The organism is Kitasatospora sp. NPDC043950, assembly GCF_056435345.1.
Genome location: NZ_JBWKER010000021.1, coordinates 14314 through 26467, shown reverse-complemented (window position 1 = coordinate 26467; position 12154 = coordinate 14314). Strand labels below are relative to the sequence as shown.

General features: G+C 74.4%; 8 protein-coding genes. 2 read left to right on the top strand and 6 right to left on the bottom strand.

The annotated features are described in order from the left end of the window. Positions 1-5: 5 nt before the first annotated feature. From AC07BF_RS16135 to AC07BF_RS16110, 6 genes are all read right to left on the bottom strand, one after another. A complete protein-coding gene (locus AC07BF_RS16135) occupies positions 6-1391 on the bottom strand; it encodes a hypothetical protein (RefSeq protein ID WP_400328663.1) in 1386 nt (461 codons plus the stop codon). Between the two features lie 149 nt (positions 1392-1540). Further along, positions 1541-2779: a threonine synthase gene (locus AC07BF_RS16130; RefSeq protein WP_478333503.1), complete on the bottom strand. Its 1239-nt coding sequence runs from the start codon at positions 2777-2779 to the stop codon at positions 1541-1543. An 80-nt stretch (positions 2780-2859) separates the two neighbouring features. Next, positions 2860-3414 (bottom strand): YceI family protein, encoded by a 555-nt coding sequence (locus AC07BF_RS16125; protein ID WP_350880788.1) that lies wholly within the window; start codon positions 3412-3414, stop codon positions 2860-2862. 201 nt (positions 3415-3615) lie between these two features. Further along, positions 3616-6420 carry a penicillin acylase family protein gene (locus tag AC07BF_RS16120; protein ID WP_400987015.1) on the bottom strand — a complete coding sequence of 935 codons (2805 nt, stop codon included), beginning with the start codon at positions 6418-6420 and terminating at the stop codon, positions 3616-3618. 120 nt (positions 6421-6540) lie between these two features. Then, the gene (locus AC07BF_RS16115; protein WP_478333502.1) at positions 6541-7419 is read right to left on the bottom strand and encodes an N-acetylglucosamine kinase; all 879 of its coding nucleotides are present in this window, start codon (positions 7417-7419) and stop codon (positions 6541-6543) included. Positions 7420-7566: 147 nt separating this feature from the next. Continuing rightward, positions 7567-9081: an FAD-dependent monooxygenase gene (locus AC07BF_RS16110; protein ID WP_478333501.1), complete on the bottom strand. Its 1515-nt coding sequence runs from the start codon at positions 9079-9081 to the stop codon at positions 7567-7569. A 55-nt stretch (positions 9082-9136) separates the two neighbouring features. On the opposite strand from AC07BF_RS16110, the gene AC07BF_RS16105 reads away from it, so the two are divergent. Together AC07BF_RS16105 and amrS are read left to right on the top strand one after the other, a co-directional pair. Next, complete coding sequence (locus tag AC07BF_RS16105) at positions 9137-9775, top strand: TetR/AcrR family transcriptional regulator C-terminal domain-containing protein (RefSeq protein ID WP_363581844.1); 639 nt, start codon at positions 9137-9139, stop codon at positions 9773-9775. A 938-nt stretch (positions 9776-10713) separates the two neighbouring features. Then, positions 10714-12150: an AmmeMemoRadiSam system radical SAM enzyme gene (amrS, locus tag AC07BF_RS16100; protein ID WP_063346372.1), complete on the top strand. Its 1437-nt coding sequence runs from the start codon at positions 10714-10716 to the stop codon at positions 12148-12150. Positions 12151-12154 lie beyond the last annotated feature (4 nt).

The window sequence follows — 12154 nt, the reverse complement described above, 5'->3', positions numbered from 1 at the left end:
GCAGGTCAGTTCAGGGTGAACCAGGTGGAGCGGGACTTCTTCCACTCCGGCTGGGCGAGGTCCTTGGCGGCGGTGCCGTCGCCGTACAGGTCGGCGGAGCCGTCGTCGGTGATCAGCTGGGCCCGGGCGCCGGGGGCGTCCAGGTTCGGCACGTCCGGGACGGCCTCCCAGGCGCCGGCGTCGCTGGTCGGCAGGTCGACCAGCTTGACCGGCTGGGAGCCCGGCTGCCCGTTCCAGCGGTAGAGGGCGTACGGGGCGGAGTTGTCCTCGGCGGACCAGGAGCCGGCCACGATCAGGTACTGGCCGAGGTCGTTGCGGCGCAGGTCGCGGATGGAGAGCCCGCCGAGGTCCAGCTCGACCGGCTCGCCGAAGGTCGCGTGCGAGGCCGAACCGGACAGCAGCGACGGGAGGTTGGTGACCGGGACGAGCAGCGCGCGGCCGCCGGTGACCGCCGGGGTCAGCGGCGCGCGGAAGCCGATGTACGCGGTGGTGGTGCTGCCCGGGGCGAACTCCAGCCCCTCGACGTTGAATCCGTCGATCTGCTTGGGCGCCTGCCCGTCCGCCGCGCCCGCCGCGAAGCCGTAGCGGTCGCCGTGGGCGCCGTCCCAGGCGATCAGGTCGTCGCGCAGGCCGTGGTACGAACCGGCCAGCGAGAGCTGGGTGTCGGCGCCCGAGCCGGTGACCTTCGTGGTGAACACGGTGTGCCGGTCCGGCTTGACCTTGCCGTCCTTGTTGTTGCCGAGCGAGCCCGTCCAGTAGATCGTGTCGCCGACCCGGGCCGCGGCCTCGATGTCGATCTCCTTGGAGACGCCGAGCGCGGAGCTGAAGTCCCAGGTGCGGACCGGCGCGCCGGAGGCGTTGCGGTCGTACAGCCGCAGCACGTTGGACTCGTCGTCGCCGACCAGGATGTAGCCGCCGCCCGCGTCCACCGCGGCGGAGGCGTCGCTGGAACCGGTCAGGTAGCGGCTGGCGGCCGGGAACCGGACGGCGGGGGAGGCCGCGTAGTGCAGGGTGCGGGTCGCGGTCTTGCCGCCCAGGCCGGTCACCTTGATGGTGAGGTCGGTGTAGCCGACGCCCTGCGCGGCGACCGCCAGGGTGCGGGTGCCGCCGGTGCCCGTCACCGCCACGTCGCCGGTCCGCGCGACGGCACTGCGGGTGCTCGCCGAGGCGGCGACGGTCAGCGCCGAGGCCGCGGCCCCGCTCTGCGCCACCGCCACGGACACCGTCGGATCGCCGGTGGCGCCGACCGCGCCGGACAGGTAGCCGGCCGAGAAGGTGATCGTCGGAGTGCCGTACGAGGCCGCGGCGGCCGGGACCACCGGCAGGGCGAGCACGGGCACCGCCGCGACGGCGACGGCCAGCGGGAGCAGACGGCGGGGGGAACGGGACACGGTGACAGCCCTTCGACGCACGGAGAGGAGCGGGGGCGGTGCGGATCCGGACCAGCCTGGGCGGCCGCGGCGAACGCCAACCCTACGCCGGAGAACCGGACGGCGAACAGCAGGCCTCCAACGCCGGGCGTGAGTCGGGGGGAGCCCCGCTAGCCGCGGATTCCGGCCGCGTGCAGCCGGCGGCGGACCTCCTCCCACTCCGGGGTGACCGGCGCGGTCGACCGCGCGCCGACGCCCCGGTCCTTGAAACCGCTGGACGTCGACACGCACACCACCGGCCCCTCGGCCTCCCCGAGGCCCTCGACGCCGCCGAGGCTGCGCAGCCCGGCGAGCCCGGCCGCCGCGGACAGCTCCGTCCAGAGCCCGGAGCGGGCCAGTTCGGCCTGGGCGGCCGCGAGTTGGCCGTCGTCCAGGGTCAGCACCCGGCCGCCGCTCTCGCGGACCGCGACCACGCCCCGGTAACCGCCGACCGGGGAGGCGATCGAGTACGCCTCGCTCGGCCCCACCGTCACCCGGGCCGCCGGCAGGCCCTGGCGGACGGCCAGGGCGAGCGGCGCGCCGGACGCGGACTCGCAGGCGACGATGCGCGGCACCCGGTCGGCCAGGCCGAGCCGGTGCAGTTCGCTGAAGCCCTTCCAGACGCCGAAGAGCAGCTCCCCGTAGCCGGTGGGCACGAACACCGCGGTGGGCACGCCGATGTCCCGGAAGATCTCGTACGCGACGGTCTTGTAGCCCTCGGGGCCGTACGCGTGGCCGGTGTGGGTGGTGGTGAGGTTGCTGACCGGGTGCAGGCCCAGCCGGTCCACGACCTGCCGCAGCAGTGGCCAGCGGGCCTCCCACGGCACCGGCAGCACGACGGCGCCGTAGGCGTTGAGGAACGCGTCGACGGCCGGCGGCAGGTCGGGCCCGGTGATCACCACGCAGCGCAGCCCGGCCCGGGCGGCGTAGGCGGCGGCGGACGCGCCGTGGTTGCCGGAGGAGGCCACCGCGATCCCGGGCGCGCCGACGCCCACGGCGGCGCTGGTGGTGCAGCGGTTCAGCCGGTCCTTGTGGCTCCAGGTCGGGTTGCGGGCCTCGTCCTTGACGTACACCCCGGGTTCGAGCTCGACCAGCGGCGTGCCACCCTCGCCCAGGCCCGGCGCGAGCAGCGGCGGCAGCAGGGGGGCCCACCGCTCCAGCCCGCCGCGCGGCGCCCCGGCGTCCGCGCCCGGGGCGAACAGGGCGGCCGCATCGGCCTCGCGGTAGGCGTAGTCGACCTCGACGGGGTAGGAGACGTCCTCGGTGCCGGTGCGGGGACAGCCCGCGGTGAGCGGGGGCCACAACGGGTAGTCGAGGGTGGGATCGCCGAGGGAGCGCTGGCCGGTTGCGAGGGAGCCGTCTGTCGCCATGTCAGGAGCCTAACCGGGCCTGCGCCGCCCGGTCCGGCGGATTCCGGGGCCCGGTGGGCCGCTCCTGGCTCCTGCGGCCGCTACTGGGCCTGTCGGACGGCCGAGACGTCGAACTCCAGGACGACCTTGTCGCCGACCAGGACGCCGCCGCCCTCCAGGGCCGCGTTCCAGGTCACCCCGAAGTCCTTGCGGCTGATCGTCACCGAACCCTCCAGGCCCACCCGCAGGTTGCCGTAGGGGTCGACGGCGTTGCCCGTGTACTCGACGTCGATGGTGACCGGGCGGGTGACGTCCTTGACGGTGAGGTCGCCCGTCACCCGGAACTCGCCGTCCCCGCGCGGCTCGACCGCCGTCGTGGCGAAGGCGATGGTCGGGAAGTTCGGCACGTCCAGGAAGTCGTTGGTGCGCAGGTGCTGGTCGCGCTGCTCGACGCCGGTGTCGATGCTCTCCGTCCGGATCGTCACCCGGGCGGTGGAACGGCCCGGGTCGGCGCCGTCCAGGTGGGCGCTGCCCTCGAAGGCGGTGAAGGAGCCGCGGACCTTGGTCACCATGGCGTGGCGCGCCACGAAGCCGATCCGGGTGTGGGCGGGGTCGAGGACGTAGTCCCCGGTGAGCTCGGACAGGGAGACGGTCATGGTCGGCTTACCTCCTGGGCGGGTGTGGGGCCTCTCCGGGGAATCGCGGGGGTCCTAGGGGGCCGCTGACGCCTGGGTCGGCCCCGGACCACGCTAGGTGCTGCGCCCCGTCCCCGCCCGTCGGGCCCGGGCCGCTGTCTTCCACGCGGGTGCCCCCGCCCGGGTGGACGGGGGCACCCGCGGCCGTTTCAGGGCACGGGCTCAGCGGTGGCTCGGGAACTGCACCACCTGCTGGTAGGTCGGACGGTTCTGCCAGGTGGTCTTGTCGTCCGTGACACCGCCGAGCGGGCGCTGGATGATCGTGTCGGCGCACCACTGGTCGCCGGCGGAGCAGTCCGCGTCGCCCGGGTAGACCTGGGCCGGGGTCTGGGCGGCCGCCCGCTTCAGGGTGTCCAGCAGCACGCCCCGGCAGGCCGCCAGATCGCCCCCGCCGCAGTACGGGCGGGCCAGCGGGCCGGCCACCTGGTCTCCCAGGACGGACCGCAGGTCCTTGTCCAGGTAGCTCCACCAGCCGTACTGGAAGGCCGAACCCTTGTGCGGGATCGCCTCGTTGGCGCTCACCGGGCCGCCGCTGCCGGGACCGGTCTGGCCGCCGGAGGGCGACTCGTTGATCTGCAGGGCGCCGGTCAGGGCCGTGAACAGCTGGTCCCCGAGGCCGGGCCGCATGACGCCCTCCGCGACCAGCGGCCACCAGGCGTCCAGGACGCGGATCGCGGCGGCGTCCGCGTAGCCGTGGCTGCCCGGCGACGTCTCCTTCCGCTGGGCGCCGTCCGCCAGCCAGGCCTCCAACTGCTGGAGCGCGGTGGCGGCGGCCGGATCGGTGACGGGGGCGCTGCGCAGCACCCGGATCAGGTCCGGCAGGACGTCCTCGGCGCGTAGGTCGGCCAGGGCGGCACTCGCCATGGCCTGGGTGAGCGAGACCCGGCTCGCCTTGCCGCCGTTGCGCAGCAGCGCCTTGACCCGGTCGTCGAGCAGGTTGCCGCGGTGCACCGAGCCGTTGCCGAACCCGGCCGAGGTGAAGCCGTCGGCCTGCTTGTTGTTCCAGGAGATGTAGTAGTCCTGGTTGACGGACTGCGGGTGCTCGGCCGCCGGGGTGTACCGGGCGGTGTTGGTCGCGGGGTCGAAGTCGGCCCACTCGTACGCCGGTTCGGCGCGCAGCGGCAGGCCGGCGTCGACCCCGGGGGCGCGCACCGGGTTGCTGCCGGAGTTGTAGTACGCGATGTCGCGGGAGTCGGCGTAGAACCAGTTGAAGGTGTAGTTGATGTCCTGCGCCGCCTGCTGGAAGCTCGCCGCGTCGTGCACCGCGCCCGGGTCGTTGAGCTCCTGGAAACCGATGATGGAGTCCGCCTCGTGCCGGTAGGTGGAGCGCAGCGAGGTGAAGGCCACGGGGGCGCCGCCGACCGTGCCGCGGGCGGTCACCAGGCCGTACCTGCTGCGGTACATGACCAGGGTGTAGGAGCCGGCGGCGGTGGAGTCGGCGGTGGTCGGGTTCCAGGTGTTCTTGCGTTCCAGCCGGTCGAAGGGGACGCACTGGCCGTGCCAGAGGTAGGAGTCGGCGGCGGTGGTGGCCGGGGAGCCGTCGGTGGTGCAGAGCGGGACGGCGTAGGTGTCGGTGATGTCCTGCCCGGCGGAGGTGGCGCTCCAGGCGTAGTCCTGGCCGCGGCCGAGCTGCACGTAGAAGCTCAGGCCGGCGAAGGCCGCGCCGCGCGCGCTGATGCCGGGGCCCTGGATCTCCTCCAGCATCAGCAGCTGCGGGGCGAAGTAGCCGGTCTGCGGGCCGAACACGGCGACCGGGTGGCCGTCGTCGGTGTGGGCGCCGGAGACCAGCAGGGCGTTGGACATGCCGTGCTTGGCGGTGAGCAGGTTGCCGGGCAGCACGCCCGGGGCGGCCGTCCTCGCGGCGCCGGCGCCCGTGCCGGTGGCGTCGTAGATCATCCGCTCGGGCACCACCGAGCCGGGGTCGGGCAGTGCCTCGCCCTGCGGGGCGTCGGGGACGGGGGCGTAGGGGAAGCGCTGGCCGTCGTGCAGGGTCTGGACGGCCTCCGGGTCGTCGGCCTCGCGCAGCGACTTCCAGACCGCGTCCCCGGCGTCCTTGCCGTAGCGGGCCTCGGCGGCCGACTTGACCTGGGCGGAGGCGAGTTCACCGCCGCCGCCGGAGCCGAACAGGGCGCCGACCACGGAGGCCAGGGCGACCAGGTCGGTCAGCTTGAACGGCTCGATCGACCCGGCGTTGGTGATCGGGTCGATGTGCCCGGTCAGGTCGTACTCGCCGGGGAAGGTGCGGGCGTTGTAGGACTCCTTGGCGTACTGGTTGATGCCGTCGAGGTAGGCGTTCGCGTCGGTGAGGGCCTGGGCGGCCCGGCCGCCGCGGGCCGCCAGGGCGTCGATCTGCTGTTGCAGTTCCGCCTCGGTGTACGGCGCGGCCTGCCAGAAGCTCTGCTCCAGCTGGCGGTTGGCGGCGGCGCCGCCGGCGAAGCCGGACAGCTGGCCGCGGCCCACGTGCCGGAACAGGTCCATCACCCACAGCCGGTCCTGGGCGGCGGCGTAGCCCGCGCCGTACTCGGTGCCGTAGCGGGTGGTGCCGGTGATGTGCGGGACGCCGGTGGCCTTGTCGCGGACGATGGTGACGTCGGCGCGCGGGCTGATGGTGCTGGCCACCTGGTCGGCGGGGACACCGAAGGAGGCGTCGTTGAAGAAGTCGCGCAGCTTGGCCTCGGTCAGGCCCGGGTAGCCGGAGGCGAGGGCGGCGTACGGGCCGAGCTGGTCGTCGGTGTGGGCGGGGCGGCTGCCGAACATCCGGTTGAGCAGGATCTCGGCGAGCGTGGCGTTGCCGTTCTCGCCGGGCGGCAGGATGTCCCGGCAGTGGCCGCCGCAGTAGTCGGCCGCGGTGGCGGTCGGGGCGGCGGGGGCGGCGGCGGTGGGGGTGGTGGTCAGGGCGGCGGTGACGAGCAGGGCCGACGCGACGGCGGCGGCCGGGAAGCGCAGGGGGTGGGGGCGTAGGCGCAAGGGGAGCTCCTCCGTCGAAGCCACGGGAGCTCGACGGTAGGGGCGTTACTGACCGGTTGGCTAGTGGCGTGCATGCCATTTCCGGTGGGGCGCGGCCGGGTTGGTGATCCGTCTGGCCGTCTACCGCCCGGCGGCGAGGCGGGTGGCGAGGTGGGCGGCGGCGGTGGCGGGGTCGGTGCGGGGGAGGCGGGGGTGGAGGTCGGCGAGGAGGTGGTGGAGGCGCTCGCGGATCGGACCGGGGGCGGTGGCCACCGAGCCGGTGAGGACCAGGGGTTCGGTGGGGGCGGCGGTGGCGCGGGCGAGGGCGGCCAGGTGGTCGGCGGCGGTGTCGGCGATGGCGCGGGCGGCCGGGTCGCCCTGCGCGGCGAGCCGGGAGACCAGCGGGGCGAGGGTGGCGAGCCGGCGGGGCGGGCCGGCGTAGGCCCAGCGGAGCAGGGCGTCGGGGGAGTCTGCGGCGCAGCGGGCGCGGACGGCGGTGCCGAGCGGGCCGGCCGGGTCGGCGTGGGCGTGGCGCAGGGCCTCGCGGCCGAGCCAGAAGCCGCCGCCCTCGTCGCCGAGCAGCCAGCCGAGCCCGCCGGTGCGCGCGAGCGTGCGGGCACCGGCGAGCCGGACGCAGACCGCGCCCGTGCCCGCGATCAGGACGGTGCCGTGGCCGTCGGTGACGCCGCCGGAGGCCAGGGCCGGGACGGTGTCGGGGACGAGTCGTACCGGGTGGCGCAGGCCGAGGGCGGCCCGGCAGCGCTCGGCGAACGCGTCCGGGTCCGGTAGGGAGCGGTACCCGGCGAGGCCGATCAGGCAGGCGGCGATGCGGCCCGGGCCGCGGGTGTCGAGGGCGGCCGTGACCGCCGCCGCCAGCCGGTCGAGCGCCGGCTCCGGGCCCTCTCCGGCGGGGTTGGCGCCGGGGCTCTCGCCGCGGCCCCGGACGGCGCCCGCGGCGTCCAGGAGGACGGCGCGGGTGTGGCTGCCGCCGGCGTCGACGCCGAGGTGGAGGGTGGTCATCGGGCGGCTCCGGTGCGGGCTCGGCGGGTGGCCGGGGTGGTGGTGAGCGGCATCAGGTCGGTGGCCGGCAGGGCGCCGCGGACCTGCGCGAGCGGCTGCCGCCGGCCCTCGGGGCTCCGGAGGGGGCGCCCGTGGGCCGATCGCTCCTCAGCGTAGAGGGATCGCGGCGGAAGGGTGGGCGGTCGTCGCCGTGACGGCCGCGTGCGCGGCCGTGACCAGTGCGGGGAGGTGCTGCTCCTCGGTGAGCCAGGCCAGGTGCCCGTCGGGCCGGACCAGGGCGGCGGTGACGCCGAGCCAGGCGGGCCGCGACGCGGCGAGCGGCGCGCTGTGCACCGTCACGCCCGGGCTGGTGGCGTGGGCGAGGGCGGCGAACTCGGCGCCGGCCCGGCCGGTGAGGTCGAGCAGGACGTGGCGGCCCGGGCGCAGCAGCGTGAACAGGCCGGTGCCGTCCGCGGGCCCGGCGGGCCTCAGGTCGGGCGCCCGGGAGCCGGTCAGCGGGTGCGCCCCGCTGGCGGGGTCGGCCGGGTAGGCGGTCGTGAGGCCGGCCGCGCGACCGGCCAGTTCGTCCGAGAACTCGTCGACGCCGGTGATGAGTTCGGCGAGCAGGCCGCGCAGGGCCAGCGTCGTCCGCGAGTGGTCGGTCATCAGCCCGGACTGGGCGTGGGTGGAGCGCAGCAGCTCCACGCCGACCGGGTGGCGCTCGGCGTGGTAGCTGTCGAGCAGGCCGTCGGGGGCGGCGCCGGTGATGGTGCGGGCGAGTTTCCAGCCGAGGTTGGCGGCGTCCTGCATGCCGACGTTGAGTCCGGGCCCGCCGGCCGGGAAGTGCGAGTGCGCGGCGTCGCCCGCCACCAGGACCCGCCCGTGCCGGTACCGGTCGGCCTGGCGGGAGGCGTTGCCGAAGGTGGAGATCCAGCCGGCCTCGCGCATCCCGAAGTCCGTCCCGGTGATCCCGCGGACCTTGGCGCGCAGCTGCTCGAAGGTCAGCGGGCCGGGCTTGGTGTGGACGGTCGCCGTGTCGTTGCCGACCACCCGGTGCACCCCGCCGGGCAGCGGGAAGACCATCACGGTGCCCTGCTCGTTGGAGACGGAGCGCCAGCGCGGTGGCGCGTCGAGCACGGCGTCCGCCATCCAGGCCCAGGCGGTGGCCGGGGTGCCGGGGAAGCCGATGCCCGCCGCCTCGCGCACGGTGCTGCGGGTGCCGTCGCAGCCGACCAGGTAGGCGGTGCGCAGCCGGTGGGGGCCGTCCGGGCCGTGGACGTGGACGGTGACCGCGTCGTCGCCTTGGTCCAGCCCGGTGACGCGGTGTCCGCGGAGCAGCCGGGCGCCGGTCGAGCGGAGGTGTTCGGCCAGCAGTGCCTCGGTGCGCACCTGGGGGAGTGCGAGCGTGAACGGGTACGGCGTGTCCAGCCGACTGAAGTCCAACCGGGGCGGCAGTGCGGCGAAGTGCCCGCCGGGGATTCGGACGCCCTCGGCGAGGAAGGGCTCCACCAGGCCGCGGCAGGCCAGCAGTTCCAGGGTGCGCGGGTGCACGGTGGTGGCCCGCGAGTGCGGGTCGGGTTCGGTGCGGCTCTCCAGCACGGTGACCTCGATGCCCTGCAGCCGGAGTTCGGCGGCGAGCCAGAGCCCGACCGGGCCCCCGCCGGCGATGACGACCTGTTCCATGACTCATCCCTCTCTTGGTCAGTGACCAATGACTTGGCTCCAGTAGACTAGGTCAGTGACCAAGAAGCAAGCCCCGGACGCCCCCCGGACCCGACTCGACTCCGACACGGTGGTCCGCGCCGCCCTCGACCTGCTGGACGACAAGGGCGCCGCCGCCGTCTCCGTGCGCGGCGTCGCCGAACGGCTCGGCGTCCGGATGAACACCGTGCTCTGGCACGCCAAGACCAAGGGCCGCCTGCTGGAACTCATGGCGGACGCGATCGTCGGTGAGATCCCGCTCGACGACCTGCCCGCGCCCTGGCGCGAACGGGCCCGCGAGCTCGCCCACCGCTACCGGCGGTGCCTGCTGGCCCACCGCGACGGCGCGGTCATCGTCGCCGGCACCTACGCCGCCGAGCCCGGCACCCTGCGCTTCACCGACGCCATGATCGCCGCGCTCCTCGACGGCGGACTGGACGAGCGCCACGCGTCCTGGGTGTTCTGGACCATCCAGTACCTGACCCTCGGCCTGGCCCAGGAGGAGCAGGCCCTGGCCGCCCAGGACGGCGTGCACACCCTCGGCCCGGCCCTCGCCGGCGGCGACTACCCGGCGCTCGCCCGGGTCGCCCCGCACCTGGAGGACGCCGCCTTCACCGAGCGCTTCGAGTTCGGCCTCTCCCGGATCCTCTCCCCGTCCGGCCCCACCGCCCCCTGAATTCCCAGCAGCCGCCCCTCGTTGCCCCGGCCGCTCCACACGCCCCCCCTCGGGACCGCCTTTACCGGTGCTCGGCGAGCGGCGGGTGGGACGGCCGATCGGCCCTGTGGCGGCAGGTATTCCACCGATCGGCGGCGATTTTCGGCCCTCCTCCCGCACCGGGCGATCCCGGCCGTGCCGCCCCGCCGGATCGGCCCCCGCCGTTCCCCGGCCCGGGAACCCGCTGGGCAGGCGCGAGATCACCGTTTGTGAGGCTTGCCTAACCTGCTCCCCGCCGCGACCGGAGGGCGCTGTCCGCTTCCCGGTGTTGGCCGGATCGGGCGGCACGCGGACTTCTTGACAGGCGGGAGCCCATACGCCGAAGCTCATCGCAGTTGGCGAATTTCTCACCGAACTCCCGCTCCGCTTCGGCCTCTTCACGAGGCGTTTTTCTCAGCAGTGGCTTCGTCATGAGGGAAAGTGAGATCCGCTTGACGTTCGTGACCGCGGAAACCCGCGCGGAACCGGCCCGCCCGGTGAAAGCGAGACACCGGGACAGCGGCGTTCCGGACCACGGGCGGATGTACGGGCGGGCCGATGTCGAATTCCACACCACAGTGCGGGAATTCGGGTTTCCCGACCGCGCCGCCCCGGCGCGCCCCGTCCCGGCGTGCCCCGCGCACGTGACCGCACCTCCTCCGGCGACGGCCTGATCCGGAGGGCCCCGCCCGGCGCGGACGACCGCACCGGGCCGCCCGCCCCTGCCCGTCCGGGACCGACCCGTCCGGCCCCGACCCGTCCGGCCCCGACCCGTCGCCGCCGCACCACCGCCTCCGCCGCACCACCGCCTCCGCCGCACCACCGCCTCCGCCGCACCACCGCCTCCGCCGCACCACCGCCTCCGCCGCACCACCGCCTCCGTACCACCGTGTCCGTACCACCGCACGGAAGGAACAGCCATGTCGCAGAACACCTGGGACAAGGAACCGCGCCCCGCCAGGCTGGAGGAACGCCTGGACGACGGCGTGGTCCGATGTCATCTCAGCCCCCGGAACTGCCGGATCCGCCCCGGCCAGCACGGATTCTGCATGGTCCGGGCCAACCGGGACGGCCGCCTGGTGACCCTGAACTACGGGCGCTCGGTCCACGCCACCGAGGAGACCATCGAGACCGAGGCGGTGTTCCACTACGCGCCCGGCGCCCGGATCCTCTCGATGGGGAACGTCGGCTGCATGCTCAACTGCGACTACTGCCACAACTGGAAGACGTCGCAGGCGCGCCACGTGGAGGACAAGGACGTCTACCACTACACGCCCGAGGAGGTCGTGGACATCGCCGTCCGGCACGGCGTGAAGGTGATCTCCTGGACCTACAACGACCCGGTGGTGTGGCACGAGTTCGTGGTGGAGACGGCCGCTCTCGCCAAGGCGGCGGGAATCGTCAACCTCTACAAGTCCGCGTTCTTCATCAGCGGCGAGGCGATCGAGGAACTGATCCCGGTGATCGACATCTTCTCGGTGTCGATCAAGTCCCTGGACCCGAAGTACTACCGGAAGATCACCAAGGGCTGGCTGGAACCGGTCCTGGAGGGCACCGAGCAGGTGTTCCGGGCCGGGAAGCACGTCGAGGTCTCCACGCTGATGGTCACCGACCTCAGCGACGACGAGGCGACCGCCCGGGACATGGCGAGGTTCGTCGGCGAGCGGCTCAGCCCCGACGTGCCCACGCACTTCGTGCGCTTCCACCCGGACTACAAGATGACCAACACCATCCGCACCCCCGTCGACCGGCTGGAACGGGCCCGCAAGGTCGCCATGGACATGGGGCTCAACCACGTCTACCTGGGGAACGTGTACGACACGGAGTCGACCAACACCTGGTGCCACCGGTGCGGGCAGCTCCAGATCACCCGCTACGGCCTGAACGCCGACCTGGTCGGCCTGGACGCGGCCGGCGCCTGCATCGGCTGCGGCGCCCGCTCGCCGATCGTCCTGCTGCCCGACGCCCGCCCGCGCGCCCGGGTGCCGGAACTCCCCGCCGCCGAGGGCCTGGACCTGGCCCGCTTCGACTGGCACGGCGACGTCCGCGCCCTGCACGTCCAGGTGCGCAACACCTCCGCCGCGCCGGTTCGGGCCTACCACCGCCGCTACGGCGACCCGGCCGCGGACCAAGGCTGGCAGGTCATCGACCTGGCCCCGCAGGAGAGCTTCCGGTACATCGCGGCCAAGAGCACGGCGGGCGAGGTCGGCGTCCAGGTGGCCGTACCGCCGCAGTGCACCTCCAGCCTCCACCAGGTCTTCGACCGCGCGCACTTCCCGACCGTGGAGGCCTCCGCCGGAACGCTGAACGAGGACGTCTCGCCGCTGCCGCTCTTCCAGCCCCGCGCCAGGTCATGACCGG

Excerpts from the sequence above, each read along its gene's own strand:
- AC07BF_RS16110 (WP_478333501.1), bottom strand. The coding sequence starts at position 9,081 with ATGGAACAGGTCGTCATCGCCGGCGGGGGCCCGGTCGGGCTCTGGCTC.
- AC07BF_RS16130 (WP_478333503.1), bottom strand. The coding sequence starts at position 2,779 with ATGGCGACAGACGGCTCCCTCGCAACCGGCCAGCGCTCCCTCGGCGAT.
- AC07BF_RS16125 (WP_350880788.1), bottom strand. The coding sequence starts at position 3,414 with ATGACCGTCTCCCTGTCCGAGCTCACCGGGGACTACGTCCTCGACCCC.
- amrS (WP_063346372.1), top strand. The coding sequence starts at position 10,714 with ATGTCGCAGAACACCTGGGACAAGGAACCGCGCCCCGCCAGGCTGGAG.
- AC07BF_RS16115 (WP_478333502.1), bottom strand. The coding sequence starts at position 7,419 with ATGACCACCCTCCACCTCGGCGTCGACGCCGGCGGCAGCCACACCCGC.